The 18,058-nt window shown below is 46.2% G+C and carries 8 protein-coding genes and 1 pseudogene; all 9 read right to left on the bottom strand.

The window, feature by feature from the left end; translation table 11 throughout:
• Positions 1-497: 497 nt before the first annotated feature.
• On the bottom strand, positions 498-713 hold the full coding sequence (locus GC097_RS01650) for a hypothetical protein (RefSeq protein WP_171681601.1): 216 nt from the start codon (positions 711-713) through the stop codon (positions 498-500).
• Positions 714-885: 172 nt separating this feature from the next.
• Positions 886-2,079: an oxalate decarboxylase family bicupin gene (locus GC097_RS01655; RefSeq protein WP_171681602.1), complete on the bottom strand. Its 1,194-nt coding sequence runs from the start codon at positions 2,077-2,079 to the stop codon at positions 886-888.
• 597 nt (positions 2,080-2,676) lie between these two features.
• A complete protein-coding gene (locus GC097_RS01660; protein WP_171681603.1) occupies positions 2,677-5,265 on the bottom strand; it encodes a family 16 glycosylhydrolase in 2,589 nt (862 codons plus the stop codon).
• Positions 5,266-5,350: 85 nt separating this feature from the next.
• The gene (locus GC097_RS01665; RefSeq protein ID WP_171681604.1) at positions 5,351-11,194 is read right to left on the bottom strand and encodes a pectate lyase-like domain-containing protein; all 5,844 of its coding nucleotides are present in this window, start codon (positions 11,192-11,194) and stop codon (positions 5,351-5,353) included.
• A gap of 402 nt (positions 11,195-11,596) precedes the next feature.
• Positions 11,597-11,725, bottom strand: a pseudogene (locus tag GC097_RS34050) (12-oxophytodienoate reductase); the annotation flags it as partial.
• Positions 11,726-12,161: 436 nt separating this feature from the next.
• On the bottom strand, positions 12,162-12,698 hold the full coding sequence (locus tag GC097_RS01670) for a 3'-5' exonuclease (protein ID WP_171681605.1): 537 nt from the start codon (positions 12,696-12,698) through the stop codon (positions 12,162-12,164).
• Positions 12,699-12,812: 114 nt separating this feature from the next.
• Positions 12,813-13,331 (bottom strand): spermidine/spermine N(1)-acetyltransferase, encoded by a 519-nt coding sequence (gene paiA / locus GC097_RS01675; protein ID WP_171681606.1) that lies wholly within the window; start codon positions 13,329-13,331, stop codon positions 12,813-12,815.
• Between the two features lie 24 nt (positions 13,332-13,355).
• Entirely contained in the window at positions 13,356-13,808 is a 453-nt protein-coding gene (locus tag GC097_RS01680; protein WP_171681607.1) for a MarR family winged helix-turn-helix transcriptional regulator, read from the bottom strand.
• Positions 13,809-14,230: 422 nt separating this feature from the next.
• The gene (locus GC097_RS34610) at positions 14,231-18,031 is read right to left on the bottom strand and encodes a rhamnogalacturonan lyase family protein (protein WP_171681608.1); all 3,801 of its coding nucleotides are present in this window, start codon (positions 18,029-18,031) and stop codon (positions 14,231-14,233) included.
• Positions 18,032-18,058: the final 27 nt, after the last annotated feature.

Consider the following 18,058-nt stretch of genomic DNA (forward strand, 5'->3'; position numbering starts at 1 on the left):
ATAAAGGAAAAAGTCCCCTCTAAATGGAATGCAGATGCTTGTCAGATCCATTTAGAGGGAAAAACCCCTTCTATTTGCACTAATTTCGTCAGAATCTACGAAATCTGGTGAAATTACCTGGAGGTTTTCCTTCTAAATTCTCTGCAAGATCATCGCTCGATCCATTTAGAAGGAGATTTTCCAGTTAATTCACATTGCCTTTTCGTTAAGCATGGATTTTGGACCCTCAAGAAACTATTTTGGGGACAGCCTCAAATGACTCACTCTAATTCAGCGTAGACGCCGCTTGGCTAATTAGGGAGACAAACAGTTGGATGTCAAACTGTTGTCCCTGCCTCCTTTATTGAATAGGTACCTTATCTGTTCCTCAACATGCCAATCAGACTTCGCTCATACTCTAAGCCTTGGACGACGAACCGAAGACGACAAACTCGACATAACTGTCTAATAGCTTAATGAGGCTGCCGGATTATCTCCAGCAGCCTCTGATGTTCTTGCTAAGCTAGCGAACCTGTTTTCCCCTCATGATAGTCTTCCCATAGCGGGCCGATGTATTTTTCTAATGTTTGTACGACATCATCTCTTCGGCTCTCTTCGATATTTACAGTGTCATTTGAAATTTCATTTCTAATTCGTATCAGCACATATAAAGGGGGTAATGCAGCTTCACGGAGAGCCTTAATCATGTTTTCTTCTTGTGGAGTAATATCCATAACGTATCTTATTTCCTTTCATGTAGATATTTGCTTGAGATAATCTCATTATAAACCCTGACCTCAGTGTTAAGGTCAAGAGAAAGTAATCTACTATACACAAATAAACCGGATTCCTGTGTAACTAAGATTCCGGTTTATTTATTTCGCTATCTTTTACCATTCGACCTACTTACTTATCCGTTCTAGGGTAATAAGAAAATCCCGAATTGTTTACTATAAATTGTTTTTCCTTTTTCAATGAGTTGATTAATTCTGGTCCTACATGTAAGTTGTGTTGTACTATTTGATGAGGTGTGAGCGCCAACCACTGATTTAATGAAATATCTTCAAAGCGGTCACTCTTAAACATCTCCAAAGCCCACACGGTTTCATTGCCTGTGTTTTGAATATAGTGTCCGAAGGCACGCGGTACATATCCAACATCCCCAGCACGATAATCGAATGTACGAGCCGTACCATTGGGTGCCAGAACCGTCATTCGCGCCGTGCCTGAGATATAATACTGCCATTCATCATTGTTTGGATGCCAGTGCATTTCTCTCATTGCGCCCGGCTTGATCTCCAGTAACGATGCGGCAATTTGAGTCGAAATTGGAAAGTTGGTTGAATCCACTATACGTACTGTACTCCCGCCAGGAGTAATAATCGGCTCTTGTGCAAACAGTCGATGTGTAAAGGTTTTTGGTACCATACCTTGAGGGTCTGCTACTTGTTGGGTTTCGATTGGGCCGGGAACGTTTGCTTGAAAAATGTACAACTGATGGTTCGGTATATGGGCAAAAGTGCTTGTTGGAACACCAAAATTCGCCGATAATACGTCCTTTGGCGTATGTGCGAACCAATCAGTGAGTGATAGCGTATTGAGGTCAGAGAAATTACCGTCCGGGAAGACAAGCAAAAACTCACAGCCTTCCTCAAGTCCTTGAATCGAATGCGGAATTCCGGGAGGGAAGTACCAAAGGTCGCCTTTGCCCACGTCAGCAATGAAATTCCTCCCGTTCTGGTCAACGGATGTAATGCGCGCTCGCCCGACAAGCATAAGTGCCCATTCCGCTTGCTGATGCCAATGTAGCTCTCGCACGCCACCCGGAGTCAGGGCCATATTCACCCCCGCAATTGTGGTTGCAATCGGCAGCTCTTTAACCGTCACTTCCCGCGACCAGCCGCCATGATTCAACTGCATATGAGTGTCAGAGAAAGAGAACTTCATATTAGGCAGCGACCCAGCATCGGTGACAGGCGAAACAAGCATGTCAGGGTTCTCCAGATCTCGCATGACGTCCCGTGGGCCTAAATCCCACCAACCGGCACCATCGCTCCTGAATGGCTGTGGTACATAACCATTTCGTGATTCGTTTTCCATAATTAGTTACACCTCTTGTTCAAATATCATACTTGTCACTGGTTAAATGCCTATTTTAAGGTATGATTAGAGTGAGGTTTTGGAAATTTGTCCCTCAAAGACGTGATGTTTGAACTAGGTTAATAACGCGCTCGCTCGAAATAATCCCAGGACAAATACATACAAATAATTGCAACTACGAAAAAGATCACAGTAATCAGAGTGTTTCTACGGAATTTCACGCCATATGCAGTAAAAAAAATAGCTGCCGCTAATTTAGCAATACTTTGGTAATAACCATTATATGAAAAAAATGAACTGCTAAATATTATCGTAATAAGCAAAGTTAAAGAAACTAAAACCTTAAACCACAAAGGTTCCCTTAAGAATTGTTTATACATAAACTTAATCCTCTGCATTGCGGTCAATCCCTTCTCATTTTTACTTTTATTTCTATATTAGCATGAAAAAACCGAACCCGTTCCTTGAAAATAGTAGCTCCCCCACTGACACATTGAATCTTGTGTTTTAATCACAAACGCACACGCCAATGACAGGGATTTTCCCACCGTCAATAGCGTGTGCACCGGAAATTTCAAACAATAATTGAATCAAAAATTAATTTTCCGAAAGCCAGCTGTCAAGAATCATTCTTGCTACTGCCGCAAGGACTTGAATATCGATTTTGCCGCTATTAAAGATATCCGCTGCTTCGATTTCACTCCAGTTGGCATCTGTTGACTTCGTTCCATAATGCTTGGCAATGATTGATAGATCACTGATGGTGACATTTGTTTGACCAGGAACTAGAGTAACCATCTTCGTCTGGAACGATTGCAGTGCCGTATTCACATCTGTTATCGCCGTATTCACTTCCGTCTGCGTTGCCGCCGAACTGTTAAATACTGTGTTAGCGCTCGTTATAGCCGCCTGCAATGCCGCTCTCGCAACTGCCGGATATTGACCTATTTTGTTGCCTTCGGTCACTGCATCATACTTGCTTTGCGCAGCTGTAATCGCTTTGCTCAATTCTGATTTGTCTACAGTCCCAGGATCAGTGTGTACCGAATTATTAAACGTTGTCAACGCCGCATTTAACGCACTCAACGCATCCGCGACTTCCGATTGCGTTGATGCTGCGTTATCGTGTACCGCTTTGGCGTTGTTAATGGCTGTCTGTAATATCGCTTTCGATCCATTCGGATACTGGCCGATATTGTTTCCTTCCGTCGCTGCATCATGTTTACTCTGAGCAGTAATAATCGCTGCGTTCAATTCCGCTTTATTCACATCTTTAATTTGAATGCTGAGAGATACTCCGGTTACTGGCGTACCCGAACCCGCGAGGGAAACGTTAAAGTCCGATAACGATACGGTCGTTTCCCCTGCTGCAACCCCCGCCTTGATTTTGGCGCGTACGGTTAACAGATTGCCAATCGTACTTATCGCATTGTCATTTCCCTTACTGGCCATAATGATACGAATCTGGCCTTTATCGGCCTTCATCCCGGTCCCCAACACGTTGAAATGACTTCTTAGTGAGCTCAGGGCACTGTCAGCCAAGGAGATAGAACCGTTGCTGTTGATTACTGTGTCGAACTCCAACAAGTTCGGATCATAATTCAGAATGACATCGAGTGTCGTGAAGCTTGTGAGCAAGCTGCTCAGGCCAATCGTTAAATCGAATGGTTGTTGTTGATTGACAGCCTTCGGACCGGTTAATGCAGCTGCGGTTACATTTTCAATTTTCGGAGTAGAAAAAGGTATCGTGCTGCCGTTCAAAGTAAAATTCGTAAATTCAGCAGTTTTAACAGGAATAGCAGAATTGAATTTTCTTGTAAATATGCCTACTTTGGGATTCGTTAACGTAATGTCGAATGTATCGGCAACCTGAGTCCAATTAGTACCGTCGCTGCTATAGTAGCCCTTGTAAATTGTTCCGGATTTTTCAATTTTCAAGAAGATATCCGCAGGAGCCACTAGGTCATTGTAGTTTTTATCCGTTTGAGCGGCATTTTTTATTTGAGAAAATCTGAGCTGTTTGGAAGCACCCGGGTTAGCACCGTTAGCTTGACGTCCCAATGTAATCGCATTGCCATCATCCTGATAGACGATCAATCCAGCCCATTCAAACCCATTGGATGCATCAAACTTGAGCTTGGTGGAAATGGTGAAGTCGCTAGTACCGGGATTTCTCAGCAAAATATTACTCGGTTTAGATCCGCCCCAGCTTCCCTCGCTTGTCATCAATCTCATTGCGTCCGGACTGCTTTCTGCGAACCAATTGCTGCTGATTTCTCTTATCCAAGACCAGCCGTCGCTCAAGTTTTTCCCCGGACGCGGACCTGGATCCGGGTATTGCCCGTTATAACTATATACTCTGACATAATCTACAAGCATTTGTTTTGGTTTCGTCCAATCCGTCGTCGCGTCAGGATTGCCCGGCCAATCGCCTCCGACCGCCAAATTCAATTGAAGATAGAACAACTGATCGAATGGAGCGGGGAAAGGGTAATCCGACGGTTTACTGTTGTCTTTGCTGAACCAATCATTTTTAGTTAAATAAAGAATGTCGTCAACATACCATTTGATTTCCCCTGGGGACCATTCCATTTTGAATGTATGGAAATCATCTGAGAATTTCTGATTATTGGGGAGAGTATAATTTCCTCCCGTATGTGTCCACGGATTACCGTAATGGATTGTACCGTATACCGTGCCCGGATCATGTCCGAGCAACTCCATGATGTCGATTTCACCACCAACCGGCCATCCACCGTAAACATTTTGATTGGTTGGCATCATCCAAATCGCAGGCCACATTCCTTTGCCTTCCGGTAATTTAGCCCGTACTTCGTATCGGCCATATGTCCAATCGCCTTTCGATTTTGTCTCCAGTTTGCCGGAAGTATATTGGCTGCCTTGATAGCTTTCCTTGTGTGCTTCAATAATTAAATTCCCATTCTCGACACGGACATTCTCGGGGCGATTCGTATAATTCTGCAGCTCGTGATTGCCATAACCGCCGCCGCCTGTGGTGTAGTTCCACTTGGATTCATCTAACTTAGAATTGTTAAACTCATCATTCCATACTAACGTCCATTGAGAGTCATTTGTGGCTGCTGCAGCATATCTCGGTGATAACGACGCTGCCAACGCAAATAGTACAATAACTAGAAAAGATGTGATTACTTTTTTGAATGTCAAGGTTTCACACTCCCAGACTCGTTCTTATCTAATGCCATATAAATCAAGGAGGACGACAGTTGCGCCATCCTCCCCCATCTTGAAATTAATTATCTAAAAGCCAGTTGTCGAGAACCATTCTTGCTACTGCCGCAAGGACTTGAATATCGATACTGCCGCTATTAAAGATATCCGCTGCTTCAATTTCACTCCAATTAGCATCTGATGATTTCGTTCCATAATACTTGGCGATGATGGATAGATCATTGATGGTGACACTTGTTTGACCCGGCACGAGAGTAACCATCTTCGTCTGGAACGTTTGCAGTGCCGTATTCACATCTGTTATCGCCGTATTCACTTCCGTCTGCGTTGCCGCCGAACTGTTAAATACTGTGTTAGCGCTCGTTATAGCCGCCTGTAATGCCGCTCTCGCAGTCGCCGGATATTGACCTATTTTGTTGCCTTCGGTCACTGCATCATACTTGCTTTGCGCAGCTGTAATCGCTTTGCTCAGTGCTGATTTGTCTACATTTCCAGGATCGGTGTGTACCGAGTTATTGAACGTTGTCAACGCCGCATTTAGAGCACTCAACGCATCCGCGACTTCCGATTGGGTTGATGCTGCGTTATCGCGTACCGCTTTGGCGTTGTTAATAGCTGTCTGTAATATCGCTTTCGATCCGTTCGGATATTGGCCGATATTGTTTCCTTCCGTCGCTGCATCATGTTTGCTCTGAGCAGTAATAATCGCAGCGATCAATTCCGCTTTATCCACATCTTTAATTTGAATGCTGAAAGATACTCCGGTTACTGGCGTATCTGAACCTGTAAGGGAAACGTTAAAGCCCGATAACGACACCGTCGTTTCTCCTGCTGCAACCCCCGCCTTGATTTTGGCGCGTACGGTTAACAGATTGCCAATCGTACTAATCGCATTGTCATTACCCTCGCTGGCCATAATGATACGAATCTGGCCTTTATCGGCCTTCATCCCGGTCCCCAACACGTTGAAATGACTTCTAAGTGAGCTCAGGGCACTGTCAGCCAAGGAGAGAGAACCGTTGCTGTTGGTTACTGTGTCGAACTCCAGCAAGTTCGGATCATAATTCAGAATAACATCGAGTGTTGTGAAGCTTGAGAGCAAGCTGCTCACGCCAACCGTCAAATCGAATGGCTGCTGTTGATAGACAGCATTCGGACCGGTCAATGTAGCTGCAGTTACATTTTCAACTTGTCCGCTGATGGTAATCTTCGCTTCTCCTTTGACACCTGAGCTGTCATGAGCTGTCGCAATGACTTTCACCACGCCATCCTTAACAGCGGTTAACAATCCTCCGCTACTAATCGTCGCCTTATCCGTTGCCGTTCCATCCTCATTGACGACGGACCAAGTGAACGTTTTATCAATGGCATTCGCAGGCAGTACTTCTGCAGACATCTGCAGTGTGCCGCCTTTCGTCGCGATCGCTGATGCTCCGCCCGCTCCGGATACAGAGATTGAAGAAACAACTCCAAGTTGGCCAGTGATGTCAATCGTAGCGCTTCCGGTTTGTCCAGATCCGTCAATGGCAGTCGCGATGACTTTTACCTGACCATTCTTAACAGCGGCAATCACGCCTGCAGTACTGATGGTCGCCTTATCGGTAGCCGTTCCATCCGTGTTCATAATGGACCAGATGACTGATTTGTTATCCGCATTAGCAGGCAATACATCTGCCGTCATTTGCAATGTGCCATTCAAAGCTGTAATTGCCGTTGCTCCACCAGCTCCCGTAACAGCAATAGAACTAACTGGATTCCAGTAGGGGATAACGCTGCCGTTCAAAGTGAAATTCGTAAATTCTGCCGTTTTTGGAGCGATAGCTGTATTGAGCTTCCTTGTAAAAATACCGACTTTGTTATTTGTCAACGATAAGTCGAACGTATCGGCTACCTGCGTCCAAGTGGCTCCGTCGCTGCTATAATATCCTTTGTAAATTGTACCTGTTTTTTCAATTTTCAAATAAATATCCGCAGGATACACGCGGTCGTCGTAGTTTTTATCCGTTTGCGCGCCGCCTTTGACCTGAGAGAACCTGATCTGATTGACGCCAGGGGTACCGTTTGCCTGCCTTCCCAATGTGATCGCATTGCCATCATCCTGATAGACAATCAATCCAGCCCATTCAAAACCATTCTTCGCATCAAAATTCAACTTCGTGGAGATTGTCAGGTCGCCTGTGACGGGACCTCTTAGAAGGATATTACTAGGTTTAGAGCCGCCCCAGCTTCCTTCAATCGTCGTTAATCTCATACCGTTAGCATTATTGGGAACTGTCGCCCATTCTGCTTGGCTTTCCCTCACCCATGACCATCCACTGGCTAATAAAACGGACTGACCTATGAAGGTGATGGTTTTCTCTCCTTTTACGCCGGAATCGTCGTTAGCTGACGCGATCACTTTCACGGTTCCATCTTTAAGAGCAGTTAACAAGCCTCCGGCACTAATTTTAGCCTTATCTGTCGTTGTTCCGTCCGCATTCACAACGGACCAAGTAACCGATGTAACGTCTGCATTCGCTGGCGCTACTGACGCAGATAGTTGCAAAGTGCCGCTTTTCATTGTAATCGTTGATACGTCGCCAGAAGAAGATACGGAGATAGCGGAAACTTTCGTAAATTGATTGCTAATGGTGATCGTTGCTTCACCTTTCACTGCTGTACCGTCTTTAGCTGTCGCGACAACTTTCACCGTGCCGTCATCATAAGCGGTTATCAATCCTGATGAATCAATTGTAGCCTTGTTCGTTGCCTTACCGTCCGTGCCTACGACCGACCAAGTGACATTCTTATTCTCCGCATTCGCGGGCGTTACCGCAGCAGACATTTGCAGAGTGCCGCCTTTTGTTGTAATCGTCGTTGCGTTGTTAGCTCCTGTTACTACAATACCCGTCACGGGTACGTTCGGACCGGATGCTACTGTAATAACAGCTTTAGCCTTCAACAGACTGCCGGCAATTGTTCCATTAACAGTGAACACTCCTGCAGAAGCATATTTGGAAGGATCGATGCTATCCCATGCAACAGGTACCATTCTCGTACTTTGATCGTTGTACACTTGGGCAACCAGTGCAGGTAACACAGGTGCTTTCTGAGCAATCGTGTTTATTTCTACATCTTTAATGCTTTGAATTGTTCTTGGTACGTAATCTGTCAATCTCTGATTTTGTCCTCCTACGATTACGGCACCACCCATGTTATTCACAATATGAGTGATCTCGCTTCCAGCCATACCGCTTAAGAAAACAGTCGTCGCATGGTGGACCTTAACCCCTGGCTTATCCGGAACTTCTATTGCGCTCTCAAGTTTCACAGGTGCATCTCGGAAGAAGGAATATACTCCTAATCCGTAAGCTTCATGTTGATTCACCGAGTCCGCTACTTTGTAACCAGCATAACCATTAACAGTCCCGAAATTGCTCATCCAGCTTTGTTGATCCGGAACGTCGTATGGAATTTCACATTGATAAAAATACATCTTGCCGCGTTCACCATTCCAAAGCGTCTGATACTCATGGAAATGCTCTACAAAGAGGCCGTATATCGTTACGTCATTTCCATTTACGATCATCCCATTGGTCGTTAGGTTTGAATTCCATGCAGCACCCGTGCCGTGATCTGCGCGCCATACCCAGAAATGATCGCCAATGACGTGGTTGCTGTTGATTTCGATACATACTTCGGCTAAGGCAAGAGCATCCCCACCCACTCTAAAGTAGAGGTCATGAAGAGAAATTGGATTAGCAGAGTGATCAGATGAACTGCCTTTTGGTCCAACCTCTAACAAAACAGGCGAGCTCTTTGACCCAGCTTCGAACAACAGTCCGGCAACTTTAACTCCATCAACATCAGCAACTTGCAGCGCCACAGATCCATTGTCTGAGTGCAAAGTAGCAAGTCCCAGCCCCAACACAACCGTGTTTGGATTTGTTACCACAATCGGCTTGCTTACATGATATACGCCCGGAGTAAGCAGCAGGTGCTTACCTTGACTAAGCGCGGCATTGACTTTATCTACGTCGAAAGTATCAACGTCTGCGATATAGAACTGATCGATCGGAATGGATGTTCCATCTGCAACTCCGTTCGCCCAACTGGTTCCTTGCGCAGCAAGGGAAACATTCGGAACGAAAACGCTGTATTTATCGGAAGCGTCAATGGTGAGGAAGGGTTTCTCCCGAATAATTGGCGTTTGATCGACGATTGTATAAGCGTTTGTTGGGTAGTTCTCCACTGGATTATTCGTGTTCCCAACAAGCGTCATATTCCATAGCGAACCTGCCCATTCACCCCAATTGTTATTTCTGGAAAACCACTGCTGTTGTGATCCAGGAACCACTTTTCCATCGATCTTGGAATCGGATAGGAAGCCACCGCTGGCCCATCCTCCTACATCGTGAAGTGACAGATTTCCTTTAACATGCAGACGTCTCATAGATGCGGCCTGTGATACAGCATATTTCATATCTCCGCCTTGTGGCGTTACGGCGAAGTTCTCAATGGATCGCCAGAAGTTTTGAGTTGCATTATGGTTCGCCATCCAGTTGGCATCAACCGTTACCCCGCCATTGATCATGACATCGTCAGGCATTTTCCCCAGACCGGCAACATGTGTGTAGAAGCCCACTCTAACTGCCGTACTGTATGTGCCTGGTTTAAAGAGAAGCGCGTACCTCTCGGAACCAAATTGATTCGTTTCCTGTTTAGTAAACACGTTTGTAGCAATTGTCTGAATGTCTGCTGCTGGCATTGCCGGATCAAACACATAGACATTTTTACCAAACTCAGGAGGAGTTAATGCAGCAATCGCAGTAGATAATGCTGATTCTACGCCTCCGCTCACGGATGATACTTTGTAGTAGTATCTAGTATTTGGTGTCAAACCCGTATCCGTGTAGTTGTATGTCGTTATCGCTTCAGTGTTAACTTTGTTGAATATTCCGTCACTAGTAGTGGATCGGTAGACGTTATAGCTTGTTGCGCCGGGCACGGTTGTCCAGGCCATGCTTATCGTTTTTGTAGTCGATGTGCTTATACCGAATTGATCAGGCAGCGTAGTTGCTAAGGCCGCAGCTGACATCGCTGATTCTCCGTCTAAGCCGACCGCTGTAATTTTGTAGTAAAATCCAGAATTTGCGGGCAATCCCGTATCTACAAAGCTGGTTGAGCCAATCGCTGTCGTATTGATCTTGACGAAAGTACCGTTACTTGTTTTCGAGCGGTACACGTTATAGCTGTCTGCACGAGTTACGATTGCCCAACTCAGAGTAACGGAGTTCGTTGTTGTGGCATCGACGAATGGTGCTGCTGGTGTATCCGGTGTACCTAGTGAGGTGTGGATCATGAATGTTTCGTTGACACCTATTGTCGTGCTGGATGCAGTTAAATAGGGACCACTAGGATTCGCAGTATTAACCGAAACATACAATTTTTTGCCACCGATACTTTTATTTGCCTTTATCGCTACATATCCAGTCTCAACTCCGTTGCCATCCTTTAATTTTTCAATATAGAATTTTTCCCAGCTAGTGGTTGTCACTCCAGGTGTAGCTTTTGTTGGTTTTAATGCTTCGGTTTGAATAGTAACACTATTTACTACGTAATTTTCTGTGGTAAGAAACATGTTGTTCGCCTTGGACTTAATATTGATTGAGCCGTCCAGATTTCCATTTGAATCTTTACCGTCAACGATCAAAAATGATTCCGCATCAGCTGCTGTAGTGTTATTAGCTGTACTATCAGCTGTTATCCCATTTGTACCAGAAGCTTTTACCATTTTTGAATTGGCCGACGCAGTGATAGAAGAATAATCTTTGGCGACATACGCATGGGATACATCAGGCATCGTCATGAAAAGGCTTACAACTAAGGATAAAACTAAAATGATAGATAAACCTCTTCTCAGCATTTACACAACCTCCAACGAATGAAATAGTCATGACTTGATACTTTTTCCTGCTATGTAGTTTAAAACGATCCAATATGTGTCGCTTCAACTTACAATTTGTTACAAATCGTATCATTAACTTCAAAATAAACGAATACACCTTTCATTCAGCCGAACGACTTGCATCACGCCACTAAGTAAGCGGTTACATTTCTTTGCCGATCACCCCCCTTTTTCCAAAAATTGAATGCTGTCTCGTTGTTGATATTTTCATCATAAAGAAATTCCGACTAAATTGAAAGCTGTAAACTTAAGAAAAATAGGAGATTAATTTAAGGTATTGGCTAAATTATGCTCATAATACGCTTAAATAGAAAAAGAAAAGCCGCCAATAGATGGCGACTCTCTTCATGACGATGAATCTCAGTACAAAGTGCCGAGCGCTTGAGTTGTAAATGGTAGAAGTTCATTTAACCGGCCTTCACGTATTTTTTTAGCCCATGCAGGATCGGCCAAAAGCGCCCGTCCCGCAGCTACCAGATCAAATTCACGGTTGTTATCGAAAGAGATTTAAGGACACAATTGGAACAATTCCTCCTCCCGCTTGTCTAAAGTAGAAATCACCAAGCAGATCCAAAAACGTTGGGAATGGCTGCTACCATATTAAGCTTGTCGATCTATGAAATCACCTATCAATGGAATCTGGGAGGAAAACAGGAATCTCCCAATGATTTAGCCGGGAGGGTATTGCCTTTGCTGATGAATGGGGTTGTGTCGTTGAAAAATTAAGGAGCTGCCACTGGCAGCTCCTTAATTTTTCGATCATTTAGTTGCCGACAGAAGATTTTTTTCTTTTAGTGAGGCGAACGCTACGAGAATACCAAGCAGCGCAAAAACCGCATCGATAATGAAAGCTGTGTATCGCTCGGTTCAAATCGATAGGCTTCAGCATTTCCAATGTACCGCTTGTGCCCAAGTCAAAAAAGAATTATTGTAATTCTAATTTATCAAATATCTTAATAAATATCTTTGCGATATTACGAGCATCATCAATACCTCTATGGTGTGTCCCATCTAGCTGTAATTTAAGCATATGCAGAGCCCTCTCCATGCCAACTCCGCGCTCATTACCAATCATCTTACCATGTTGATGTTTGATGCTTATATGGTTCTTAATCCATTCTTGACGTACTCTATTCAGCTCACAATCTTTCTTCAGCTGGCTTTTATCATAGAAGCCCCATGAACAAAGGAAGTAGTCCTCCTTTCCGATCCATTCTTGAAACTTGCCGATTGCTTGTGGAAAGTAAGGTGCAGCATTTACATTTTCCTGAGTAATGGACGTAAGTTCCTTGCAAAAATCAGACAGCCACGGATGAACCTTTGGCTTGATAAACGTTTGAAACTCATCAACGAACTCAAGCTTAGTATTCATCTTCACTGCACCAATCTCAATAATTTCATTCTGCTTTGTTCGGTCATTCTCCCAACATGTTGCTTCTAAATCAAAAATGATATAGTTCATAAATATCACATTCCATTCTCTCCGCTATTTTTACTTATTTTATATTTTTCTTGGGGTGAATGCATGTGAAATAACAGTTGAATAAAAACTTTCCAAACAGAATTTCAGAGAATGTTAAATGAGCGTTTTGGTCATTATAAAATCTATTTGTTCATCATCACCCATAAAGAAAGTGTGGGCCCCTGTTTGAGCAAAACCCATTTTAGTATAAAAGGCAATTGCGCTCTCGTTTTTTTCCCAAACCCCCAGCCAGATCTTCTCCTTCTTCCGTTCTTTCGCTATCTCTATAGCTTTATTTATTAGATATTTACCAAGCCCCTGCTTATGAAATTTTTTCCTTATGTAAATCCTCTCGATTTCAAGTGAATCATTGCCCATTCTTTCCGTTTGAGCCTCATTGATGTTTAGCTTCAAATACCCGGCAATTTCCTCATTCGAATAAATAAAATAAAATTCCGAAGAAAGATTCGATAACTCTTTTTCTAATTGTTTTAGGTTAAATGCTTTTTCCAAGTAGACGTTCATATTTTCAGGCGAATTGTCATTTTTAAATGTCTCATTATAGGTTTCAAGACCAATTTCTTGAAGTAATACTAAATCTTTGATTGTGCAGTTTTTAATAATTATAGTCATTTCACTTGTTCTCCTTTTACTGAATCAATAATTTCTCTTACTTCCCTTTTTTACAAACTCCCAGTCTTTTTCTACATTTTTTCTGACTCTTTGCAGCAGGTCAAAAATCGTTTCGGCTTCACTCTCAGAGAATCCAGATAGTGCGACGAGATTGGAATAATCATTTTCCTTTTTTATAAAAGGGTAAACCGTCTTCCCTTTCTCTGTAGGAAATAGTTTTTTAATTTTTTGGTTATATGGATCATCATGCTTTTCAATAAATCCATTAATCTCCAGTTTCTGTATAGCGCGAGCAGCTGTTGTCCGGTCTACTTTTATCATCTCAGCTAACTTTTCTTGAATAATTCCTGGATTTTCACATATTCGCACGAGGTACAAGTACTGTCCTTTTGTAAGGTCATATTGTTTAAATTCGATATTGCTTATAGAATCCAAAGCCCTAGCAATCATTCCAACCTCACGAAGAATTTCCTTCATAATAGCAACTCCACTGATATTTTATTTTTCAAACGTCATAAAAAATAGTACATTATTTTTGTTGTATTTACAACAAAAATTATAGCCGCTTTGACATACTAAACTTATCGTTCATTCAATTCAAAAAGAAGAACTGCATTGCTGCTGTCCCATAAGCAGATTCTTGATGATATCATTACTGAAGGCTACAGCGAAGAAAGAAATAAATGGAAATTATCCATCTAAACTCCCTGTAAATGGACTTTCAGGGAATTTATAAAGAAAAACTCCCGTTAATTTGACCGGATTCAGAGAATTCTCATGAAATCGGTGCAAATACAGGGAGTTTTTCCTGTTAAATGGATCTAACAAGCTTCTGAAGTCAAATTAGAGGGAATTTTTTCCTTAATCTGACCATAGAAGCATATATGCACTCCTCATTCCTATTCCCAGTTCAGAATCCGGGTAGCAAGAATAGCCAGATCCTGAATGTCTACCTTGCCGTCGCCGCTCAGATCGAACTGCTGCCACGAGCTCCAGTCGGAATCCGCGGACGACTTGCCGTAGGCTTGAGCCAGCATCGCCAGATCACCGATGCTGATCTTGTTGTCATTGTTGAAGTCGCCGCCGATCGGTTTGATTACCGAATCCAGGAACGTCTGCAGCGCCGTCTGCAGTTGTGCTGCAGCCAGATCCACAGCCGCCTGATCGGCTGCCGGGTTATTCGCGACCGCCTTGGCCTGATCGATCGCAGCCTGCAGCACTGCCTTCGAGCCTGTCGGATAATTACCAACTCCGCTGCCCTCCGACGCTTGGTCATGCTTCGCCTGGGCGTCCGCAATCAACGCATTCAGAGCCGTCTTATCTACCACCGCCTGCTGCTGAATGCTCAGGCTGTGGCTTGTTCCGCCGACCGTCGTCTCAACGCCGTTTGCATCCGCCGTAACCAGCTTGCTGAGCAGGATCGACGTATTCCCTACCGATCCCGGCTTCGCCCGCAGGGTCAGCTTCAACAGATCCCCGTTCGGATCTGTTTGCTTTACGCCAAGATGAACGCCCAGAACGCGCAGCTTGCCGCCCGCCTGTTTGTGATCAATGATGACAAATTGCCCATCGGCCATCGTGACAGGATCGGATGCCAGTTCCAGCATCGTCGGATCGAACTCGAAGATCAGATCCTGCGCCAATACTCCGGACTCCAAATTCTCCCCGCTGTAGATCAGCTCGAACGTTTCACCAGGCTGTACCGTGGCCGGTGCCGTTAGCTTGATCTTGCTCTGGGTATTCGGAGCCATCGTCGGAATAGCGATGTCGTTCCTCATGGAAGGCAGCTTAGCCTCGTCGCCTAGATAGAAACTGGCGAATCCCATCTGATCATAGCCGGTGTTCTTGTTCGCCACGCCGTTGCGATACATCGGGTCGTGCATCAGCGTGCGGATGCCGTACTCAGTCGGCGACAAGGTCGTGACGATGGCCAGACGGTTATTGCTGGCCCGGAGAATGAGCTCCTCGCGCCAGTCTCCAAACATGTCGGCCTTGAGTGTAGGTGTGCTCTTATTGCCGGTCGACGTAAGGCCGGTCGCGAGGTATGAGGACGTCGCGAAGGTCAAATCGTTGACCGTGTTAATGGTGGCGCTGTTGACAGCCATGGCCGTCAGGCCGCCACCGAACCAGATGGCGTTCTGGCCGCTGCCCAGGTTTCGACTGCCGTTCAGGAGCTCGCCGGTGATCATGCTCCTGGCACCGTTCTGCGAGTATCCCTGCGCACCGGGCCAGCGGTTAGAGAAGTTGCCGGCCACCGCGCCCTCGGCGTCAGTACCTGCGTATACGCTGAAGATGAGCGAGTTTTCATAAATAATCTCGCCCTGCTCGTTCAGCCGCTTGCCCTTCATCGGGTCGTGTGCCTCCGGACCGGGCATCCAGCCGTAATGCTTACCGTTACGTATGTCGTCCAGCATGTGCTCCTCGCTGCCGGACCACATTCTGATGTTGTTATCCTTGGCTACCGGGAGCAGCGCGCTGCGGTCGCCGTGACGGAGCGGAGCCCACACGTTCAGTGGATTGTTCCGGACCGCGTCGGTGGCGAACTCAAAGCTGTCAACAACCGGAGGAATGCCGTTCTGCCCCTCGATTGTGGGCATGATGTCGCCGTTGAGTACCTTGGGCAGGATCATGGTCTTGTCGGCATTCAGGCCGAGGACCATGGCTTTCATCACGATCTCATCCCGGCCGTCGCCGTCAAGGTCTGCGGATTGGGTTTGATGATTGCCTCGGTTCTGGTAATCATAGGCCGTGCCGCCAAGCGCCCAGTACCGCGGATCGGCCGAGTCGAAACTAGCCTGAAGGTTGACCTTGCCATTCACGATGTTGTAGGCGGCGAAGGTCGTCCTTGCATAGTAGCCACGCTGGGAAACAGCGTAATTGTTAACGCCGTCAAGTGCGGCCACGACGCCGAGGTAGCGGTTGGCGCGGTTGCCTTGTGCGTCGCCCCATACAGCCGCCTTCCAGGGATGCTCAAGCCAGTAGGCTTCTTTCTCGGCCATTATCTGCGCTTTATAATCACTAGACGAATTGCCAGCGCCGGGGCCAGGGAAGGCCAGATAAGAGAAATTGCCGCGCTGGGATTCTGGCGTCATGGCCCAGTTCTCGCCGTCGACGCTGCCCTCATATGGGAACGGATATTTGGCGCTGTCCACGAGCACGCCCTTGCCAGCTTTGGCGTCCCATTTATAGGCAGAGAAAAACTCCTGATCGTCTTTAGCGGGGCCGATCGGGCCAACATGGTATGTCTTAATCCACCGTTTAACAGCCGGATCATTGACTCCGTCATTGCCGCCCCCGGCTATCGGGCTGCGGTAGGAGATGGTGAAGTTGTTAAGAAGAGACCAGTAGGTGTCAAGGGCTTGTTCGTTGCCAGTGGCAAAGTATTCTTTAAACTTGTCCGTGGTGGCGTTCAGACCATCCTGGCCGCCCACGACGGTATTAAGGGTGTCCTGATATTTGATGGACTGCGACTCTTCGTCCCAGTTGCCGATACGGGTGCCTAGGGCGGTCTTGAGCATCAGCTCGGCCTTGCCGTCACCGTCAAAGTCTTCGCAGAACAGGGTGGTCTCGTGGTCGTTGCCCGCTCTCACGTTATAGCCCATGTCGACGCGGAACAGCAGGGTACCGTCCAGCTTGTACACGTCTATGTACTCTGGAGCGGTTGTGGTGTTACTTCCACCGAATATCGGTTCGGAGTACATGGGGTCTTGCTGGGTACTACGCCACTTAACGACGATCTCGTATTCGCCGTCTCCGTCAAAATCTCCAACCGTCATGTCATGGGTGGAGTAAGCGGCACTTTGTGACGTATATATCGCGCCGGTGCTGGTTTTCGCATAGGGGAGCTTGGTGCCTTTGTCCAGTTCCTCGACGTACTTTATGAACTTCGCTTCCAGCTCAGTGTACAGGGCGTCGCTGATGATGCGGTCGGTCCCGAGGGAATTGGTCGGCTGCCAAGTTTCATGGTTGTACCCGTTAAGTTTATCGACCCATCCGCTCAGATCTGTAACGCTGACCGGGGTCTTGTTGTCATGGGGCTCGCGGAAAGCCCTTAGCAAATCCATGTCGACGACGTACCAGTGCTGGCCCCCCGTACCGGGGATAACCATGTTAGCCGTGGTCAGATTGGTGCCCGGGCCGAACCTGTAGCCGCGGTAGGTGAAGTGCGCGAGCGGCACGGGGTCCGGAGCCGGCTTCATCGGAATATAGTGAACAGCGCCCCTGTTGGCCTGCCCCGAGCTTCCCGCCAAGGCCGACAGCATGGGGACGGACTGGCCCTGCCTCAATCCCTCAACGCCGCCTATGACCGGCGCCACCTCATAGATGGAAGTTATGAGGCCATTCGGGTCGGTGTAGTTAGAAGGAGTGACGTTTTCTTTCACAATGCCGGGGTTTGTCGCGTAATTGCTCTCGGGCTTTACATCCCGGGGCGTGATCGTGGTAATCTTCATAAAGTCCGCGTCACCGTCTTTGCGGTAGACATTCCAGGAAAGACCATCGGGCTCGTTTCCAAGGAAGCGCCAGCTCAGAAATATGCCTTCTGGGATCTGGGCAGCGACCAGGCCTCGTGTCAGATACTCCATCTGACGTAGACTAGGCGCCGCATGATCAGCCGAGGCCGGGACGCCGAAAACGAACAGAGATAGGCACATGGCCAGCGCTAGGGACAGAGATACGAGTTTGTGCAGTGTCTTTTGCATTTTTTGCTTTCCTCCCTCTAAAAGGTT

This window comes from Paenibacillus planticolens (genome assembly GCF_013141725.1).
In the GTDB taxonomy this organism is placed as follows: Bacteria; Bacillota; Bacilli; order Paenibacillales; family NBRC-103111; genus Paenibacillus_E; species Paenibacillus_E planticolens.